Source organism: Streptomyces sp. NPDC101118, from assembly GCF_044759445.1.
Taxonomy (GTDB): domain Bacteria; phylum Actinomycetota; class Actinomycetes; order Streptomycetales; family Streptomycetaceae; genus Streptomyces.
Genome location: NZ_JBIVZG010000001.1, coordinates 527,100 through 544,736, shown reverse-complemented (window position 1 = coordinate 544,736; position 17,637 = coordinate 527,100). Strand labels below are relative to the sequence as shown.

The 17,637-nt window shown below is 72.0% G+C and carries 21 protein-coding genes; 5 read left to right on the top strand and 16 right to left on the bottom strand.

Going from position 1 to position 17,637, the window contains the following annotated elements; genetic code table 11:
* Window positions 1–93: 93 nt before the first annotated feature.
* The 8 genes from rnc to ACIQUQ_RS02360 all read right to left on the bottom strand — a co-directional run bounded on the left by rnc (window position 94) and on the right by ACIQUQ_RS02360 (window position 8,274).
* Complete coding sequence (rnc, locus tag ACIQUQ_RS02395; RefSeq protein WP_403970254.1) at window positions 94–918, bottom strand: ribonuclease III; 825 nt, start codon at window positions 916–918, stop codon at window positions 94–96.
* A 19-nt stretch (window positions 919–937) separates the two neighbouring features.
* Complete coding sequence (gene rpmF / locus ACIQUQ_RS02390; RefSeq protein WP_026165248.1) at window positions 938–1,111, bottom strand: 50S ribosomal protein L32; 174 nt, start codon at window positions 1,109–1,111, stop codon at window positions 938–940.
* Window positions 1,112–1,113: 2 nt separating this feature from the next.
* Entirely contained in the window at window positions 1,114–1,752 is a 639-nt protein-coding gene (locus tag ACIQUQ_RS02385; protein ID WP_399953072.1) for a YceD family protein, read from the bottom strand.
* Between the two features lie 166 nt (window positions 1,753–1,918).
* The gene (locus ACIQUQ_RS02380) at window positions 1,919–3,007 is read right to left on the bottom strand and encodes a DivIVA domain-containing protein (protein ID WP_403970585.1); all 1,089 of its coding nucleotides are present in this window, start codon (window positions 3,005–3,007) and stop codon (window positions 1,919–1,921) included.
* 96 nt (window positions 3,008–3,103) lie between these two features.
* Window positions 3,104–3,583: a pantetheine-phosphate adenylyltransferase gene (gene coaD, locus ACIQUQ_RS02375; RefSeq protein ID WP_403970251.1), complete on the bottom strand. Its 480-nt coding sequence runs from the start codon at window positions 3,581–3,583 to the stop codon at window positions 3,104–3,106.
* A gap of 29 nt (window positions 3,584–3,612) precedes the next feature.
* On the bottom strand, window positions 3,613–4,194 hold the full coding sequence (gene rsmD / locus ACIQUQ_RS02370) for a 16S rRNA (guanine(966)-N(2))-methyltransferase RsmD (RefSeq protein ID WP_403970248.1): 582 nt from the start codon (window positions 4,192–4,194) through the stop codon (window positions 3,613–3,615).
* Window positions 4,195–4,300: 106 nt separating this feature from the next.
* Entirely contained in the window at window positions 4,301–6,493 is a 2,193-nt protein-coding gene (gene recG / locus ACIQUQ_RS02365; RefSeq protein WP_403970245.1) for an ATP-dependent DNA helicase RecG, read from the bottom strand.
* 80 nt (window positions 6,494–6,573) lie between these two features.
* A complete protein-coding gene (locus tag ACIQUQ_RS02360) occupies window positions 6,574–8,274 on the bottom strand; it encodes a DAK2 domain-containing protein (protein WP_403970242.1) in 1,701 nt (566 codons plus the stop codon).
* A gap of 253 nt (window positions 8,275–8,527) precedes the next feature.
* Here ACIQUQ_RS02360 and rpmB point away from each other — a divergent pair, with 253 nt between their 5' ends.
* Window positions 8,528–8,713 (top strand): 50S ribosomal protein L28, encoded by a 186-nt coding sequence (gene rpmB, locus ACIQUQ_RS02355; RefSeq protein WP_030195073.1) that lies wholly within the window; start codon window positions 8,528–8,530, stop codon window positions 8,711–8,713.
* Between the two features lie 145 nt (window positions 8,714–8,858).
* On the opposite strand, the gene thiD is transcribed toward rpmB, so the two are convergent.
* Both thiD and ACIQUQ_RS02345 read right to left on the bottom strand, forming a co-directional pair.
* Window positions 8,859–9,656 (bottom strand): bifunctional hydroxymethylpyrimidine kinase/phosphomethylpyrimidine kinase, encoded by a 798-nt coding sequence (thiD, locus tag ACIQUQ_RS02350; RefSeq protein WP_403970239.1) that lies wholly within the window; start codon window positions 9,654–9,656, stop codon window positions 8,859–8,861.
* Window positions 9,653–10,627 (bottom strand): thiamine-phosphate kinase, encoded by a 975-nt coding sequence (locus ACIQUQ_RS02345; protein WP_399952976.1) that lies wholly within the window; start codon window positions 10,625–10,627, stop codon window positions 9,653–9,655. The genes thiD and ACIQUQ_RS02345 overlap by 4 nt, the downstream gene beginning before the upstream one ends.
* 251 nt (window positions 10,628–10,878) lie before the next feature.
* Between ACIQUQ_RS02345 and ACIQUQ_RS02340 the strand changes: the two genes are divergently transcribed.
* On the top strand, window positions 10,879–11,112 hold the full coding sequence (locus tag ACIQUQ_RS02340) for an Lrp/AsnC family transcriptional regulator (RefSeq protein WP_030195064.1): 234 nt from the start codon (window positions 10,879–10,881) through the stop codon (window positions 11,110–11,112).
* Between the two features lie 20 nt (window positions 11,113–11,132).
* Window positions 11,133–11,627 (top strand): DUF3515 domain-containing protein, encoded by a 495-nt coding sequence (locus ACIQUQ_RS02335; protein ID WP_403970236.1) that lies wholly within the window; start codon window positions 11,133–11,135, stop codon window positions 11,625–11,627.
* Between the two features lie 84 nt (window positions 11,628–11,711).
* Here the strand turns inward: ACIQUQ_RS02335 and ACIQUQ_RS02330 are convergent, their stop codons facing one another.
* The 3 genes from ACIQUQ_RS02330 to ACIQUQ_RS02320 are packed head-to-tail and all read right to left on the bottom strand — an operon-like array spanning window position 11,712 to window position 14,668.
* Window positions 11,712–12,869: a D-alanine--D-alanine ligase family protein gene (locus tag ACIQUQ_RS02330; protein ID WP_403970233.1), complete on the bottom strand. Its 1,158-nt coding sequence runs from the start codon at window positions 12,867–12,869 to the stop codon at window positions 11,712–11,714.
* A gap of 39 nt (window positions 12,870–12,908) precedes the next feature.
* Window positions 12,909–13,919, bottom strand: a complete 1,011-nt coding sequence (locus tag ACIQUQ_RS02325) for an NAD(P)H-dependent glycerol-3-phosphate dehydrogenase (protein ID WP_403970230.1) — start codon at window positions 13,917–13,919, stop codon at window positions 12,909–12,911.
* Window positions 13,916–14,668 (bottom strand): lysophospholipid acyltransferase family protein, encoded by a 753-nt coding sequence (locus tag ACIQUQ_RS02320; protein WP_403970227.1) that lies wholly within the window; start codon window positions 14,666–14,668, stop codon window positions 13,916–13,918. The genes ACIQUQ_RS02325 and ACIQUQ_RS02320 overlap by 4 nt, the downstream gene beginning before the upstream one ends.
* A 255-nt stretch (window positions 14,669–14,923) precedes the next feature.
* On the opposite strand from ACIQUQ_RS02320, the gene cofC reads away from it, so the two are divergent.
* Both cofC and ACIQUQ_RS02310 read left to right on the top strand, forming a co-directional pair.
* Window positions 14,924–15,523, top strand: a complete 600-nt coding sequence (gene cofC, locus ACIQUQ_RS02315; RefSeq protein WP_403970583.1) for a 2-phospho-L-lactate guanylyltransferase — start codon at window positions 14,924–14,926, stop codon at window positions 15,521–15,523.
* Window positions 15,524–15,555: 32 nt separating this feature from the next.
* Window positions 15,556–15,759 carry a hypothetical protein gene (locus tag ACIQUQ_RS02310; protein ID WP_399952994.1) on the top strand — a complete coding sequence of 68 codons (204 nt, stop codon included), beginning with the start codon at window positions 15,556–15,558 and terminating at the stop codon, window positions 15,757–15,759.
* A 99-nt stretch (window positions 15,760–15,858) separates the two neighbouring features.
* On the opposite strand, the gene ACIQUQ_RS02305 is transcribed toward ACIQUQ_RS02310, so the two are convergent.
* The 3 genes from ACIQUQ_RS02305 to leuD all read right to left on the bottom strand — a co-directional run bounded on the left by ACIQUQ_RS02305 (window position 15,859) and on the right by leuD (window position 17,631).
* On the bottom strand, window positions 15,859–16,551 hold the full coding sequence (locus ACIQUQ_RS02305; RefSeq protein WP_403970224.1) for an HU family DNA-binding protein: 693 nt from the start codon (window positions 16,549–16,551) through the stop codon (window positions 15,859–15,861).
* 143 nt (window positions 16,552–16,694) lie between these two features.
* Complete coding sequence (locus tag ACIQUQ_RS02300; protein WP_403970221.1) at window positions 16,695–16,922, bottom strand: hypothetical protein; 228 nt, start codon at window positions 16,920–16,922, stop codon at window positions 16,695–16,697.
* 115 nt (window positions 16,923–17,037) lie between these two features.
* Complete coding sequence (gene leuD / locus ACIQUQ_RS02295; protein ID WP_403970218.1) at window positions 17,038–17,631, bottom strand: 3-isopropylmalate dehydratase small subunit; 594 nt, start codon at window positions 17,629–17,631, stop codon at window positions 17,038–17,040.
* Window positions 17,632–17,637: the final 6 nt, after the last annotated feature.

Below are 17,637 nucleotides of genomic sequence, written 5' to 3'. Positions count from 1 at the left end.
ACGGACCGGGCACGCACGCACCGGCGGCCGGAAACGCCGCCGCCCGCCCCCGGCGGACCGGGAGCGGGCGGTGCGTGAAACAGGAAGGAAGCCTCAGCCGGCGGCCGGGCCTGCGGCGGGCGTCGGCGCCCCGCCATCGGCCTGCGGCTCTGCGGACGCGGCGGCCTCGGCCGCCTTCTTGCGCTCGTCCGCGGCGGCGCGGATCTCGCGCCACGCGGACTCCGCCGCCTGCTGTTCCGCTTCCTTCTTGCTGCGGCCGGTGCCGGTGCCGTACGAGACACCACCGACGCGGGCGGCAGCAGTGAAGGTCTTCTCGTGGTCGGGACCCGTCTCGGTGACGAGGTACTCCGGCACACCCAGACCCTCGGCCGCGGTGAGTTCCTGGAGACTGGTCTTCCAGTCGAGCCCGGCACCGAGGTTCGAGGACTTCTCGATCAGCGGGTCGAAGAGCCGGTGAACCAGCTCCGAGGCCGCGTCGAGACCCTGGTCGAGATAGACCGCGCCGATCACCGCTTCGAGGGTGTCGGCGAGGATGGACGCCTTGTCCCGGCCCCCGGTGCCTTCCTCGCCCCGGCCGAGCCGGATGAAGGAACCGAGTTCGAGGCCGCGACCGACCTCCGCCAGCGCACGCGAGTTGACCACCGCGGCCCGCAGCTTGGCCAGCTGGCCTTCGGGCAGGTCGGGGTGGGTGCGGTACAGCGTGTCGGTGACCACCAGGCCGAGCACGGAGTCCCCGAGGAACTCCAGCCGCTCGTTGGTGGGCAGACCGCCGTTCTCGTACGCGAACGAACGGTGGGTCAGCGCACGCACCAGAAGGGCGGACTCGAGCTGATACCCGAGCCGCCCTTCCAGAAGCGTGTGGGACGAGGCCGCGTTGTTACTGTCTGCCTGCTTTTTGGCGCTGGACAGTTCAGACATTGCGCCTCTCACCAGCCGCTCAGACCTCGAGGACCTGGCGCTTGTTGTAGGTGCCGCAGCTCGGGCACGCGATGTGCTGCTGCTTCGGCTCCTGGCAACGCTCGCACGAAACCAGGGTGGGGACCGCAGCCTTCCACTGCGACCGGCGGTGGCGCGTGTTGCTGCGCGACATCTTCCGCTTCGGAACAGCCACGGCTACTTCTCCTGCTTCTCGTCGACGCCGGATGCGGCGCCGCTCATGTTGTCCTTCTCGTCGTCCTGATCGGTCACGACGAGTCCCTGCAGTGCCGCCCAACGGATGTCGACGGCTTCATGGTGGTGGTCCGGGTCGTCGTTCAGGCTGAGCCCGCATTCGGGGCACAGACCGAGACAGTTCTCCCGGCACACCGGCTGCGACGGCAGTGTGAGCACCACCGCGTCCCGCAGCACGGGTTCGAGGTCGAACAGGTCGTCCTCGACGAAGTACCTGTCCTCGTCGTCCTCAGCGTCGTCGTCCGGTTCCGCCTTGGGGCGGCCCCGGCCATCGGCGTCAGGGTACGAGAACAGTTCCTGGAAGCGCGCGTTGAGCTCCAGCTCAAGCGGCTCCAGACACCTTACGCACTCCCCCACGGCCTTTGCCACGGTGATGCCTGTGACGAGCACCCCTTCCATGACCGACTCCAGACGGAGGCCGATCTGCATCGAGGAGCCCTCGGGCACCTCGATGACGCCGGCGAGTCCGAGGTCCGCCGGGGCGGAGACGGTCCTGGACACCTTCTGCATGGCACCAGGACGCCGACCCAGGTCACGTGTGTCGAACACGAGCGGGTTTCGGTGGTCGAGGCGGGTGCTCAGGGTCGTTCCTGCTTTCGGATTCGCTGGGGGGTGCCGCTCCGGCGCCTCGGGCGAGGCTCTCAGGGCAGCATGGATCGCGGGCATACGCGCGACCGAAGAGCCAGGATACCCGGCGCCTCGCCCCGGACCCAAACCGGCCCGTCCGCGCAGCTCACGGCCGGGGCCGTCAGCGCCCCTGCTCGTACTGACGGAACTGGTCCAGGTCGATCAGGCCCGTGTCGAAGAGGCTGGTCTCGTCGAGCGCGGCCCCCGGCGCCTGCCGGCCGTCCGCCTGCGGGGCGGGCTGCTGCTGCTGGTAGCCGTACGGGTCGGGCTGGTAGCCGTAGGGGTCCGGCTGCTGCTGGTACTGCTGCTGGTACGGGTCCGGCTGCTGGTACGCGTACGAGGCGTCCTGACCCTCGTACGAGGCCGCGTAGCCCCCCGTCGCGTACGGGTCCTGCCGGCCGTCCCACACCGGCTCGGCGGGCGCCGCCTGGGCCGGGATGGCCGCCACCGGCGCCGCCGGCTCCGCGAGGCCGGCCAGGAAGTCCGCGTCGCTGGTGGCACCGGGCCGGCCCTCCGCCGCGTCCTGGGCGGCGATGTGCTCGCGCAGGTCGTCCGTGGCCACCCGGCCCACCAGCTTCTGGCGGCCCCGCCCGACGGCCTCCAGCGTCTTGGAGAGCACCGCCTCGAAGGCGCCGAGCTTGGCGTCCACGTACTCGTCCGCCTGGCGGCGCAGGGTCTCCGGGTCGTGGGAGCCCTCGGGGGCGTCCGGGTCCCCGAGGCCGTCGAGGGGGTCGCCGTAGGCGGCACCGGGGCCGGAGAGGCCCTGGCCGCGGCCCAGCAGCTTCTCGCGGCCGCGGTCCACCGAGCCGATGGTCTTGGTCAGCACGACCTCGAAGTTGGCCAGCTTGCTGTCGACGTAGTCGTCGGCCTCGGCGCGGATCTCCTCGGCCTCGCGGTGGGCCTCCGCCAGGATGCGGTCGGCCTCGCCCTGGGAACGGCGGGCGACCTCGGTGTCGGAGATCAGCGAGCCGCGCTGGGCGTGGGCCGACTCGATGATCCGCTCGGCCTCCTGCCGGGCCTGCTCGACCATCTGCTCGCGGCCGCCGATCAGCTCCTGCGCCTGCGCGAGGGAGCCGGGCAGGGCCTGGCGCACCTCTTCGAGCAGGGCGAGCAGCTCGGCCCGGTTGACCACACAGGAGGCCGACATGGGCATGGAGCGGGCGCCTGCCACCGTGTCGACGATCTCGTCGAGCTTCTTCTGCACGTCCACCTGTGCTCGCACTCTCTCGGTGGTTCCGGTACGGACGGGGACGACTGTACGGCCAGCCGGTCCCCGCCCGACACCGACTGACGGACCGTCAGCGCCTCAGCGGTCCGCGAGGCGCTCGACGAGCGCGGCGTGGACCGACGGGGGCAGCAGGTGGGACACGTCGCCGCCCCAGGCCGCGACCTCCTTCACGAGGGAGGAGGACAGGAAGCTGTAGGTGGGGTTGGTCGGGACGAAGAGGGTCTCGACGCCCGTGAGGCCGTTGTTCATCTGGGCCATCTGGAGCTCGTAGTCGAAGTCGCTGACCGCGCGGAGGCCCTTGACGATGGCCGGGATGTCCCGCTGCTTGCAGAAGTCGACGAGCAGGCCGTGGAAGGACTCGACCTCGACGTTGCCGTACGCGGCCGTGGCCTCGCGGATCAGTTCGATCCGCTCCTCGACCGTGAAGAGGCCCTTCTTGGACTGGTTGATCATCACGGCCACGTGTACGACGTCGTACAGCCGGGAGGCACGTCCGATGATGTCGAGATGCCCGTTGGTGATGGGGTCGAAGGACCCCGGACAGACGGCGCGGCGCACGCGAACTCCCTCGCTCTCAGGCCCGGTCATCATGAGTCTCCGCTGGTGGAGGCGGCGCGACCGTACCAAAGGGTGCCCTCGCCGTAGCGCCTGGACCGGAGCGGCTCGAAGCCGTCCGGCCACGGGAACTCCCCGCCTCGTGTACTGCGCTCCACGGTGACGAGCGCGTCCTCCGTGAGCCAGCCCTGGGAGCGGAGTGTGAGGAGGATCTCGCAAAGATCGTCGTTGGTCACCACGTACGGCGGGTCCAGGAACACGATGTCGTACGGCTCACCGGGCGCCGGACCCGTCACGATCTGCTCCGCTCTGCCCGCCCGGAACTCGGCCCCGGGCAGCCCCAGCGTCCGGATGTTGTCCCGGATGGTCTTCCCGGCCCGGGCGTCCGCCTCGACCAGCAGGGCGTGGGCCGCCCCCCGCGAGAGCGCCTCCAGGCCGACGGCTCCTGAGCCGCCGTACAGGTCGAGCACACGGCTGGCCGCGAGGGGGCCGTGCAGGGACTCCCAGGTGGAGAAGAGCCCCTCGCGCGCCCGGTCGGAGGTGGGGCGGGTGCCGGTGCCGGGCGGCACGGCCAGGCGGCGGCCGCCCGCCACACCGGCGATCACGCGGGTCATCTGAGTCGGGTCCTCACGGCAGGGGGGAACACAGGGGCGACTCCACGATAGGCGCTGGGCCGCGGCGCGCCGCCCGCGGCGGCGGTCAGGCCTTCTCCGGGGGCGGTCAGCCCTTCTCCAGGTACTGCTCCCGCTCCTCGTCGAGGAGGGCGTCGAGCGCGGTGCGCAGGGCGGGCAGGCCGTCGAGGCCCGGATCGGCGGTGACCACGGCGACGGCCTCCTCGCGGGCCTGGGCGATGACCTCCTCGTCGTCGATCACGGCCAGCATCTTCAGCGAGGAGCGCACGCCCGACTGGGCCTGGCCGAGCACGTCGCCCTCGCGGCGCTGTTCGAGGTCGATCCGGGACAGCTCGAAGCCGTCGAGCGTGGCGGCCACCGCGGCGAGCCGGGCCCGTGCCGGGCTGGCCTCCGGCATCTCGCTGACCAGCAGGCACAGTCCGGCCGCGGAGCCACGGCCGACACGGCCGCGCAGCTGGTGGAGCTGGGAGACGCCGAACCGGTCGGCGTCCATGATCACCATCACGGTGGAGTTGGGGACGTTGACGCCGACCTCGATGACGGTGGTGGCGACGAGCACCTGGACCTCGCCGGCGGCGAACCGGCGCATCACGTCGTCCTTGTCCGCGGGGTCCATCCGGCCGTGCAGCACCTCGACGGAGAGCCCGGCGAGCGGGCCCCCGGACAGCTGCTCGGCGATGTCGAGCACGGCGAGCGGCGGCCGCTTCTCGGCCTCGTCCTCCGCCGACTTCGCCGCCTTCTTCTCGTCCTCCTCGTCCCCGATGCGGGGACAGACCACGTACGCCTGGTGGCCGCCCTCGACCTCCTCGCGGACGCGCTCCCAGGTGCGGGCGAGGAAGTGCGGCTTGTCCTTGGCCGGCACGACGTGGGTGGCGATCGGGGACCGGCCGGCGGGCAGCTGGTCCAGCACGGAGGTCTCCAGGTCGCCGAAGACCGTCATCGCGACCGTGCGCGGGATGGGGGTGGCGGTCATGACCAGCAGGTGCGGCGGCTGCTTGCCCTTGCCGCGCAGGGCGTCGCGCTGCTCGACGCCGAAGCGGTGCTGCTCGTCGACCACGACCAGGCCGAGGTCGTGGAACTGGACCTTGTCCTCGATCAGGGCGTGGGTGCCGATGACGATCCCGGCCTCGCCGGTGACGAGGTCCAGTAGGGCCTGCCGCCGGGCGGCGGCGCCCATGGACCCGGTGAGCAGGACGACCTTGGTGGCGTGGTCGGCGCCGCCGAGCATTCCCCCCTCGGCCAGCTCGCCCATCATCTCGGTGACGGACCGGTGGTGCTGCTGGGCCAGCACCTCGGTGGGCGCCAGCATCGCGGCCTGCCCCCCGCAGTCGACCACGGCCAGCATGGCCCGCAGGGCCACCATCGTCTTTCCCGATCCGACCTCTCCCTGGAGGAGGCGGTGCATGGGGTGTTCGGTGGCGAGGTCGTCGAAGATCTCGCGGGAGACGGTCTGCTGGCCGTCGGTGAGGGTGAACGGGAGCTTGGCGTCGAAGGCGTCGAGGAGGCCGCCGGGGGCGGGCTTGCGGGCGACCGCCGGGAGCTGGGTGTCGGCGTACCGGCGGCGGGCGAGGGCGACCTGGAGGACGAAGGCCTCGTCCCACTTCAGGCGTTCGCGGGCCTGTTCGATGTCCGCCTTGGTGCGCGGGCGGTGGATCTTGAGGAGGGCCTCGGGGAGCGTGACCATGCCGCGGCCCTCGCGCAGTGCGGGCGGCAGCGGGTCCTCGGCCTCCTGGGCGCTGGGCAGGACGGCGTCGACCGCCTTGGCGATCTTCCAGCTCTCCAGCTTGGCGCAGGCGGGGTAGATCGGGATGAGCTGGTTGGCGAAGGCGTCGACCGCGGAGGCTCCGGCGTCGGCGCCGAGCAGCTCGTACGCGGGGTGGGAGAGCTGGAGGCGGCGGTTGAACATGCCGACCTTGCCGGCGAACATCGCGCGGCTGCCGGGCAGCAGCTCCTTGTGCGGCTTGTGCACGCCGGAGCCGAAGAAGACCAGCTGGAGCCGGCCGGCCCCGTCGGTGATGGTCACCTCCAGCCGTCTGCCGCGCCCGCCGTTGAAGGTGAGGACGCGGGCCTCGGCGACCTGGGCGACGACGGTGACGTGCTCGTCGAGCTGGTCGCCGAGGTCGGCGAGCGGGGTCAGCTCCCCACGCTCGGCGTACCGCCGGGGGTAGTGGTGGAGCAGGTCGCCGACCGTGTGCAGGCCGAGCTGCTCGCCCAGCACCTTGGCGGTGGCGGGGCCGAGCGACTTCTTGAGTGGTTCATCCAGCGCGGGCACGTGTTCCATTGCACACCATGCCGCCGACAAGCCGGGCCAGGCCGTGTCGTTCGGACCGGGCTGATGCACCCCGATCCGGTGGCCACGGCCTATTCCACGCCGATGAGGAGCGGGGCGGAGTGCCGTCCGCCCTGGTAGACGACGGTGTCGACGGCCAGGTGGCGCTCGCGTACGTACGTCTCCAGGCGTTCGGCGAGGGCCTCCGGCACCTCCGGTCCGAGGACCAGCGTGACGAGTTCGCCGCCGGAGCCCAGCATCCGGGCGAGGACCGCCTCGGCGGTGGCGGTGAGCTCGTCGCCGATGAGGGCGACGTCGCCCTCGATCAGTCCCAGCACGTCCCCGGCCTGGCAGATGCCGGCCGAGGTGAAGGACTGGCGCTCCGCGACGGCGAGTTCCCCGTACCGGGTGGCGCCGGCGGCGGAGGTCATGGTGACGACGTCCTCGTCGAAGCTGCCGTCGGGGTCGTGGACGGCGAGGGCGGCCAGGCCCTGGACGGCGGAGCGGGTGGGGATCACGGCGACCCGGACGCCCTCGGCCCGGGCCTGTTCCGCGGCGCCTGCCGCGGTCCGCCGGAGTTCGGCGTCGTTGGGCAGCAGGACGACCTCGCGGGCGTGGGCGCGGCGGATGGCGTCGAGGAGTTCGGCGTGGGCCGGCGGCTCTCCCGGGCGGGCGAGGACGCAGGTGGCGCCCGCCTCCTCGCAGAGGCCGGCGAGGCCCTCGCCGGGGACCACGGCGACGACGGCGCGCTGGACCCGCTCGGGGAGCGCGGCCCGCCGCTGGTCGGCGAAGTGGGTGATGCGGATGCGGTACGGGCGGCCCGCCTCGATGCCGGCCTCGACGGCGGCGCCCGGGTCGTCCACGTGCACGTGGACGTTCCACAGGCCTTCCCCGCCGACGACCACGAGGGAGTCCCCGAGGGCGTCGAGCCGCTCGCGCAGCAGCTCCACGGGCTCGTCCTGCGCCTCCAGGAGGAAGATCACCTCGTAGCCGGGCCCGTCGGCGCCGGCGTCCTGCTCGCAGGGGTCGGGCTGTACGGGGACGGCGAGCGCGGGACCGCGTACGGGCTCGGGGTCCAGCTCTCCCCCGGACAGCGCCTGCCACAGGGCCCCCAGTACGGCGACCACGCCGCAGCCCCCCGCGTCGACCACCCCGGCCCGGCCCAGCACGCCCAGCTGCCCCGGCGTCTTCTCCAGGGCGGTCCGCGCGGCGTCGTACGCGCTCCAGGCGACGGCGACGGCCCCCTCGCCGGCACTGCCGGCGGCCCGGGCCGCGGCGGAGGCCACGGTGAGCATCGTGCCCTCGACCGGATGGGCGACGGCCTGGTAGGCGGACTCCGCGGCGCGGGCCAGTGCGTGGGCGAGCCGGCGGCCGGCCTCCGCGGCGCCGGCGCCGGCACCGCCCCCGGCCGGTCCGGCCGTCTGCCCCTCCCCCTGTCCGGCGGCCGGTCCGGCCCCGTGTCCGGCCGCCGGTCCGGCGGCCAGCACCTCGGCCATGCCGCGCAGCAGCTGGGCCAGGATGGTGCCCGAGTTCCCCCGCGCGCCTATGAGCGCGCCGTGCGCGTAGGCGCGTACGGCGTCGGCCAGGGAGGGCGGGTCCGCCGCGAAGGCGTCCTCGACGGCCTGCGCGGCGGCCTCGGCGGTCAGGTAGAGGTTCGTGCCGGTGTCCCCGTCGGCGACGGGGTAGACGTTGATCGCGTCGATGTCCTCGCGGGCGCGGCCCAGGGCGGTCAGCGCGAGGGAGCTCCAGGTGCGTACCGCGTCGGCGTCGAGGGTGGGCGGCACGTGCGGCACCGGGCGTTCCTCCTTGGGACTGCCGTGGACGGCGGGGTCTGCACCCGCAGGGTAACGAAGGGGGCCGGGGTGGTCCGGGGCCCGGGGCGGGGGCCGCGGGAGCCATGGTAGTTTTCTTGTACGGGAGCAGCCGTTGTATGCTGCTCCGGTTGCCCGATGAGAATCGGGCCATTCCCCCGGCAAACCACTTCAGATCTCTGATCCGGTGCGCCGGATTTCACTGTAAGTGCATCTGAAGTCTTTGGAGTGACCTGTGGCTGCCAACTGCGACGTTTGCGGCAAGGGGCCGGGCTTCGGCAACAACATCTCGCACTCGCACCGCCGTACGCCCCGTCGCTGGAACCCGAACATCCAGCGTGTGCGTGCCGTGGTCGGTGGGACGCCGAAGCGCCTCAACGCCTGCACCTCGTGCATCAAGGCCGGCAAGGTCTCGCGCTGACGCTCCCGTCGTGGCGCAGCCCTTCCGGTTGCCTTGAAAGCCGGTCCACCTCGGTGGACCGGCTTTTCTCTTTGTCCTGAACCAACGCCCGAGCCCGGAGGCGCGGCAGTGCCGCCCTCCGGGCTCGGTGGTGTCCGCTCCCGGCTCAGCCGCGCCAGCGCCAGGCGTGGTCGACCGGGCCGATGCCCCCGCCCAGCGCGAAGCCGGCGGCGATGGCGCCCGTGACGTACTCCTTGGCGGCGGTGACCGCGCCGGGGACGTCCAGTCCCCTGGCGAGGCCGGCGGCGACGGCGCTGGCCAGGGTGCAGCCGGTGCCGTGGGTGTGCCGGTTGTCGTGGCGCGGGGCCCGCAGCCACAGCTCCTGGGTGCCGTCGGTGAGCAGGTCGACCGCCTCGTCGCCGGCGGCCAGGTGGCCGCCCTTCACGAGCGCCCAGCGGGGCCCGTAGGCCAGGATCGCGTCGGCGGCCCGCCGCAGGTCGTCCTCGGTCTCCACGACGACGCCGGTGAGCTGCGTCACTTCGTCGAGGTTGGGCGTGGCGACGGTGGCCGCGGGCAGCAGCCGGGTGCGTACGGCGTCCAGCGCGGAGGCGGCGAGCAGCGCGTCCCCGTGCTTCGAGACGCCCACCGGGTCCACGACCGCGGGGGCGTCGGTGGCGGCGATCAGCGCGGCCACCGTTTCGACCAGTTCGGCGGAGGCCAGCATGCCGGTCTTGACGGCCTGGACGCCGATGTCGTCCACCACGGCCCGGTACTGGGCCGTCACGGCCTCCGCGGGGAGTTCCCAGGCCCCCCGGACGCCCAGGGAGTTCTGGGCGGTCACGGCGGTGATCACGCTCATCCCGTGCACGCCGAGGGCCTGCATGGTCTTGAGGTCGGCCTGAATGCCGGCGCCGCCGCCGGAGTCGGACCCGGCGACGGTCAGGCAGAGCGGGGGCCTCGTCACGGGGCGGTCTCGATCTCGCCGCCGAAGTGGTCCCAGCCGCCGGTGCTGGTCCAGGGCGCGCCGTCGACGGTGACCTGGGGCTGGGCGGAGGGGTTGAGGACCTCGCCGATGACCTTCCAGCGGGCGGGGAGCTTCACGTCCGGGGGGAAGGTCGCGACGATCGCGTGGTCCTCTCCGCCGGTGAGCACCCACTGGAGCGGGTCGACGCCGACGGCCTGGCCGATGTCGTTCATCTGCGTGGGGATGTCGATGGCGCTGGAGTGCAGGTCGATGCGGACCTTGCTGGCCTCGGCGATGTGCCCGAGGTCGGCGACCAGGCCGTCGCTGACGTCCGTCATGGCGGTGGCGCCGAGCCCGGCCGCCGCGGGGCCCGCGTGGTACGGGGGCTCGGGGCGGCGGTGCGCCTCGACGAAGGCGCGCGGGGAGCGGAAGCCGCGGGAGAGCACGGCGAAGCCGGCGGCGGACCAGCCGAGCCAGCCGGTGACGGCCACGACGTCGCCGGGCTGGGCGCCGGCGCGGGTGACGGGCTCGTGGTTGCGCAGGTCGCCGAGGGCGGTGATGGCCACGGTGATGGTGTCGCCGCGTACGACGTCGCCGCCGACCACGGCCGCGCCGGCGACCTGGCACTCGTCCCGGATGCCGTCCATCAGCTCGGTGGGCCAGGTGACCGGCAGCTCGGCCGGGACGACCAGGCCCAGGAGGAGGGCGGTGGGCACGGCGCCCATGGCGGCGATGTCGGCGAGGTTCTGGGCGGCGGCCTTGCGGCCGACGTCGTAGGCGGTGGACCAGTCACGCCGGAAGTGACGGCCCTCCAGCAGGATGTCCGTGCTGGCGACGACGCGCCGGTCGGGCGCGGTCACGACCGCGGCGTCGTCGCCGGGGCCGAGCCGTACCGCTGGGGTGGAGGTGAGGCGGGAGGTCAGCTCTCTGATGAGCCCGAACTCCCCCAGCTCGCCCACAGTGCCCTTCATCGCTGTGCTCCTTCTGGCCCAGTGGGCTTGCGGTCGCGAGCCGTCACTGCTCTGGGTACTGTCAACAGACACGTCAACTTCTGTTCCTCGTACGCCCCGCTGAGCGCGGCGCCGTGCCCTCGGGTCTCCCCGCGGCAGTCGGCGACGCGGTACCGTGGCGTCCCTTCTTCCCTGGGGCCCCGCCGAGTCAGGGGCGGGTTCCCCACCCGAAGGTTAGGGGAGATCATCCTCGTGGCCGCCCTGGAGGTTCCGTGGTACAGGCGTACATCCTCATCCAGACCGAGGTGGGCAAGGCGTCGCTGGTCGCCGAGTCCATCGCGAAGATCCCGGGGGTGATCCAGGCGGAGGACGTGACAGGTCCGTACGACGTCATCGTGCGGGCCCAGGCCGACACGGTAGACGAACTCGGCCGCATGGTGGTCGCCAAGGTCCAGCAGGTGGACGGGATCACCCGCACCCTGACCTGCCCGGTCGTCCATCTGTAGCCCCCGTCTAGTCTTGGCCGGTGACGTTCTCCCGCCTCCGGCCCCTCTGCCTGCCCGTGCTGGCCGCGTGCCTGGCCCTGGCGGGCTGCACGCCCGGGAGCGCGCGGGCGGAGGTCACTCCCCCGCCCGCCCCGCCCGCCGACGTGGTCGCGATGTGCTCGGCGCTGCACGGCGCGCTCCCGGAGACGGTGGCCGGGCTGGACCGGGAGGACCCCGAACCCTCGTCCGATCTGACCGCCGCGTGGGGCGGCGCAGCGATCGTACTGCGCTGTGGCGTCCCCAAACCCCTCGACCTGATTTCCGATGCGCAGAGCACCGGGCAGGTCGAGGTCAACGGCGTGGGCTGGCTGATCGGCAAGCGCCGGGACGACGGCTCGTTCCGCTTCGTCACCGGCGGCCGCCTGGCCTACGTCGAGGTGGTCGTCGACCGGGAGCACGCCACCGATGCGGGGTTGCTCGTCGCCTTCGGGCCCGCGGTGGAGAAGAGCGTCCCGGTGGGCATCTCCTCGTACTGACGCGGCCGCCGCACCGCTCCCCCGTCCCCCGACGTACCGCCGCCCGCCAGGATCACCTGGCGGGCGGCGGTGTGTACGGGGGCCTCAGCGCAGGCCGGTCGGGCGGCGCATGGCCGCCTGGATCAGGCGGTCGACCAGCTCGGGGTACGAGACGCCGGACTCCTGCCACATCCGCGGGTACATGGAGATCGGCGTGAAGCCGGGCATGGTGTTGATCTCGTTGATGACGAACCGGCCGTCTTCGGTGAGGAAGAAGTCGGCGCGCACCAGGCCCTCGCAGGAGGCGGCGTCGAAGGCCTGTACCGCCAGGCGCTGGACCTCGGCGGTCCGGGCGTCGTCGAGCGGGGCCGGGACGATTCCGGAGGCGGAGTCGATGTACTTGGCCTCGAAGTCGTAGAAGTCGTGCGAGCTGACCGGCGGGATCTCGGCCGGGACGCTGGCGCGCGGGCCGTCCTCGAACTCCAGGACGCCGCACTCGATCTCGCGGCCGCTCACGAGCGCCTCGATCAGGATCTTCGGGTCGTGGCGGCGGGCCTCCTCGACGGCCTCGTCCAGGCCGGAGAGGTCGTCGACCTTGGTGATGCCCACCGAGGAACCGCCGCGGGCGGGCTTGATGAACAGCGGCCAGCCGTGCTCGCCGGCGAAGTCCACGATCTTCTTGCGGGCGGCCGCCGGGTCGGCGTCCCACTCGCGGGGGCGGATCACCTCGTACGGGCCGACCTCCAGCCCGAAGGAGACGAAGACCCGCTTCATGTACTCCTTGTCCTGGCCGACGGCCGAGGAGAGCACGCCGGAGCCGACGTACGGGACGCCGGACAGCTCCAGCAGGCCCTGGAGGGTGCCGTCCTCGCCGTAGGGGCCGTGCAGCACGGGGAAGACGACGTCGACCTCGCCCAGTGCCTTCGGGACGGCGCCCGGCTCGGTGTAGACGACCTCGCGGTTGGCGGGGTCGACGGAGAGCACCACGCCGCCGTCGGCGGACTCGGCGAGCTCCGCGACGTTCGGCAGCCTGCGGTCGGCGATCGCCATCCGCTCGGGCTCGTCGGCCGTGAGCGCCCAGCGGCCGTCCGTGGTGATGCCGATGGGCAGCACCTCGTACTTGGAACGGTCGATCGAGCGCAGGACCGCGCCCGCGGTGACGACCGAGATGGCGTGTTCTGAGCTGCGGCCGCCGAAGACGACGGCCACACGCGGCTTGCGGCCCTGCTGCTCAGGAGTCTGGGGGAGGTTCTCGCTGCTCATATCGCCACGAGAGTACCCGCTCAAGCGTCCGGAAAGGAGTCAGCTGCGTTCCGGTTTGGCGCTGCGTCCCATGAGGTCCTTGAGCGCGACCAGCGGCGGCTTCCCGTTGTGCACGATGTCGACCACGGTGTCCGTGATGGGCATGTCGACGCCGTGGCGGCGGGCCAGATCGGCCACCGACTCGCAGGACTTGACGCCCTCCGCGGTCTGGCGGGTGACCGCGATGGTCTCCTCCAGGGTCATCCCGCGGCCGAGGTTGGTGCCGAAGGTGTGGTTGCGGGAGAGCGGCGAGGAGCAGGTGGCGACGAGGTCGCCGAGGCCGGCGAGCCCGGAGAAGGTCAGCGGGTCGGCGCCCATCGCCAGGCCGAGCCGGGTGGTTTCGGCCAGGCCCCGGGTGATGAGGGAGCCCTTGGCGTTGTCGCCCAGGCCCATGCCGTCGGCGATGCCGACCGCGAGGCCGATGACGTTCTTGACGGCGCCGCCCAGCTCGCAGCCAACGACGTCGGTGTTGGTGTACGGGCGGAAGTACGGGGTGATGCAGGCGGCCTGGAGGCGCTGGGCCACGGCCTGGTCGACGCAGGCGACGACGGAGGCGGCGGGCTGCCGGGCGGCGATCTCGCGGGCCAGGTTGGGGCCGGTGACGACCGCGACGCGCTCGGCCGGGACCTTGGCGACCTCCTCGATGACCTCGCTCATCCGCTTGGCGGTGCCGAGTTCGATGCCCTTCATCAGGGACACGAGGACGGTGTCGGGCGCCAGGAGCGGGGCCCACTCGGCGAGGTTGCCGCGGAGGGTCTGCGAGGGGACGGCGAGGACGGTGAAGTCCGCGCCGCGGGCGGCCTCCGCGGGGTCCGTGGTGGCCCGGAGGCGCTCGGGGAGTTCGATGCCCGGCAGGTAGTCGGGGTTGGTGCGTCCGCTGTTGACGGCCTCGGCCAGCTCGGGGCGGCGTCCCCAGAGGGTCACCTCGCAGCCCGCGTCGGCGAGGATCATGCCGAACGCGGTGCCCCAGGAGCCGGTTCCGAAGACGGCGGCCTTGACGGGACGGTTCACTTCCTGCCCTCCCCGGCGGCCTTGCGCCGCTGTTCTGCCCGGGCCTTGCGGTGGTCGTACGCCTCAGCGGGGGCGGTCTCGCCGCGCAGCTCCTCCAGGAGTGCGGTGATGGCGGCCATGATGACCTCGGTGGCTTCCTTGAGCACGTCGGGCGTGGGCTCCAGGCCGTGGAAGCGGGAGAGGTCCACGGGCGGTCCGGCCAGCACCCGCAGCGTCTTGCGGGGCAGCAGCCGGACCTTGTTCTCCTTGGCGTAGGGCGGCATCGCGAGGTTCGCGCCCCACTGGGCCACCGGGATGACGGGGGCACGGGTCATGAGCGCGACGCGGGCGGCGCCGGTCTTGCCGGCCATGGGCCACTGGTCGGGGTCCCGGGTGAGGGTGCCCTCCGGGTAAAAGGCCACGCATTCCCCGCGCTCGATGGCGTCGACGGCGGACCGGAATGCGTCGAGGGCGTTGGTGGTCTCGCGGTAGACGGGGATCTGGCCGGTGCCGCGGAGCATCATGCCGACGAAAGGCGCCTTGAACAGGGCGGCCTTCGCCAGGAAACGCGGGACGCGGCCGGTGTTGTACTGGAAGTGCGCGTAGGAGAGCGGGTCCAGATACGAGTTGTGATTCACCGCGGTGATAAAGCCGCCGTCGGCGGGAATGTGTTCCATTCCCTGCCAGTCCCGCTTGAACAGCACTACCAGCGGCGGTTTTGCGATGACCGCCGCCAGGCGGTACCAGAAGCCGATTCTGCGGCGGGACACTCGGACACCTTCCTTCTAGGACCGGTGCTGGGGGCACCTCCCAGCGGTGGCTGGGGAGGGTGCGGCACCTGGTCGGCCGGACAAGTGTCGCCCCAGGTCCGGTCTCTGTCGAGAACACCGTACGCCCCGCTCGCGGGACGGTACCCCCTGCCCGGTGGGGCCGGGGTGACAATGGGGCCCACTCGCGTGCTTTTCGAGGAGGGGGCCGCCACGAACGCCGTCTGGACGCTGATCGTCCCGCTGAAGCCCCTCTCCATGGCCAAGAGCCGCCTGGCGGCGGCCGCGGGCGCCGCCCGCTCCGACCTCGCGCTGGCGTTCGCGCTGGACACCGTGGCCGGTGCGCTGGCCTGCACCGCGGTACGGGATGTGGTGGTCGTCACGGACGATCCGGTGGCCGCCGGGGAGCTGGCCGGGCTGGGCGCCCGCGTCGTGCCCGACTCCCCCGCGGCGGGGCTCAACGCGGCGCTGTCGCACGGGGCGCGCGCGGCACGGGAGGGGCGCCCGGGGGCACCGGTGGCGGCGATGAACGCGGACCTGCCGGCCCTGCGCCCGGGGGAATTGCGACGCGTGCTCGATAGCGCGGCCGCATTTCAAAGGGCATTTGTGGCGGATGCGGCAGGAATCGGAACAACTCTGCTTTCCGCCGCCCGCGGCGTGGAATTGGCACCCGCGTTCGGGGGGCCGTCCCGGGCCCGGCATTCCGCCTCGGGGGCGGTGGAAATCGCGCTGGAGGGAGTCGACAGCGTGCGCCGGGACGTGGACACCGGCGAGGACCTGGCGGCTGCCGCGGAGCTGGGCCTGGGCGGCCGCACGGCCCGGCTGTACCGGCCCGTTCGCGTGGTGGGACGCCTCTGAGACCGGCGGCGGTGCGGCGATAGGGTGCGGGTATGCAGGCGACCTCGTACACGTACGACCCCGAGACCCGCAGCGGCAGTGTGCTGCTCGACGACGGCACCCCGGTGGACTTCGACGCCCCGGCCTTCGACGCCGGCGGGCTGCGCCTGCTGCGTCCGGGGCAGCGCGTGCGGATCGAGACCGAGGGCTCAGGCAAGGACCTGCGGATCACCCTGATCACGCTGCAAACGCTCTGACCAGGGCTTTCGGAGACCTCGGGGGCCGGGGGACGCCGCGGGCCGGCGTCCCCTCGCAGGGGGCACCGGCCCGGCGCGTCGAAACCTCGGCTGCTCGGCCTACTTGCGGGCGGCCGTCTTCTTCGCGGTGGTCTTGCGCGCGGTCGTCTTCTTGGCGGGCGCCTTCTTCGCGACGGCCTTCTTGGCCGGAGCGGTCTTCTTGGCGGTGGTCTTCTTGGCGGCGGTCTTCGCCGGGGCCGCCTTCTTCGCCGCGGCGGTCGTGGTCTTCTTCGCCGCGGTGGTCTTCTTGACGGCGGTGGTCTTCTTCGCCGCCGGCGTCGCCTTCTTCGCGGCGGCGGTCGTGGTCTTCTTCGCCGCCGTGGTCTTGGCCGCCGTCGTCTTCTTGACGGCCGCCTTCTTGGCGGTGGTCTTCTTCGCCGCGGCCTTCTTGACCGTGCTCTTGCTGCCCGCCGCGGCCGCCATCAGGCTGCCCTTCGGGGCCTTCTTCACGGCCACCTCGTCGCCCTTGGGGAGCTTCTTGGTGCCGCTGACGAGGTCCTTGAAGCCCTGACCTGCGCGGAAGCGGGGTACGGAAGTCTTCTTGACCCGGACGCGCTCACCCGTCTGCGGGTTGCGGGCGTACCGGGCGGGGCGGTCGACCTTCTCGAACGAGCCGAAGCCCGTGACCGAGACCCGGTCGCCCGCGACGACCGCGCGGACCATCGCGTCGAGCACCGCGTCGACAGCGTCCGCGGCCTGCTGGCGGCCGCCGAGCTTGTCGGCAATCGCTTCTACGAGCTGCGCCTTGTTCACGTCTTCCCCTTCGGAGACATAGCCAGAACGAATGTGTTCAAGCTTTTTCGCACGTTAGGCGGATATATACCGCAAATCAAACACGAAACGGGCTAATCACCCTAGTGCCGCAACGATGTGGACCGTTGCGGAGTTCCTTCGCATCAGTCGCCTTCAGGGAATCGACCCTCGTCGAGGTCCTTCATCAACCTGTCCAGGCGCCTTGCCGCATCGGCGAGATCATGCTTCGCCGTGGCCGTGGCGACCAGCAGCTTCCGGGTCAGCGCCATCCTTACGCCCTCCGGGACTTGCAGTGTGCGCACCCTTGTGTGTGCTTCTTTCAACCGGTCCGCGACGAGTTCGTAGAGCTCGAGTTGACTGTCGCGTTCCATGCACAGATTGTGCCATCTGGGGCGAGTTGTCGCCTCACGGGGCCTCAACATACGACTGTGCCCCCCGCCGGAAGGCGGGGGGCACAGTGTTCGTGCAAGGGCGAATAAGCCCTGATCAGGCCTGAATCGTGCGCGGCTTGAAGCTCGGCCGGGCGCTTTCGTAAGTGGCGATGTCGGCTTCGTTCTGAAGGGTGAGCGAGATGTCGTCCAGGCCCTCCAGCAGTCGCCAGCGGGCGTTCTCGTCCAGCTCGAACTCCGCCTCGATTCCCGCCGCGCGCACCTGGCGGGCGACGAGGTCGACGGTGATTTCCGCGGTGGGGTCGGCCTCGGTCAGCTCCCAGAGCCGGTCGACGGTCTCCTGCGGCAGGACCACGGTGAGCAGTCCGTTCTTCAGGGAGTTGCCGCGGAAGATATCGGCGAAGCGCGAGGAGATGACGGTCTTGAAGCCGTAGTTCTGCAGCGCCCAGACGGCGTGCTCGCGGGAGGAGCCGGTACCGAAATCGGGGCCCGCGACCAGCACCGTCGCGCCCTGGCGCTCGGGGCGGTTCAGGACGAACTCCGAGTCCTTGCGCCAGGCCTCGAAGAGCCCGTCCTCGAATCCGTCACGGGTGATCTTCTTCAGCCAGTGGGCCGGGATGATCTGGTCGGTGTCGACGTTGCTGCGGCGCAGCGGGACGGCCCGGCCGGTGTGCGTGGTGAAAGCTTCCATGGGTGA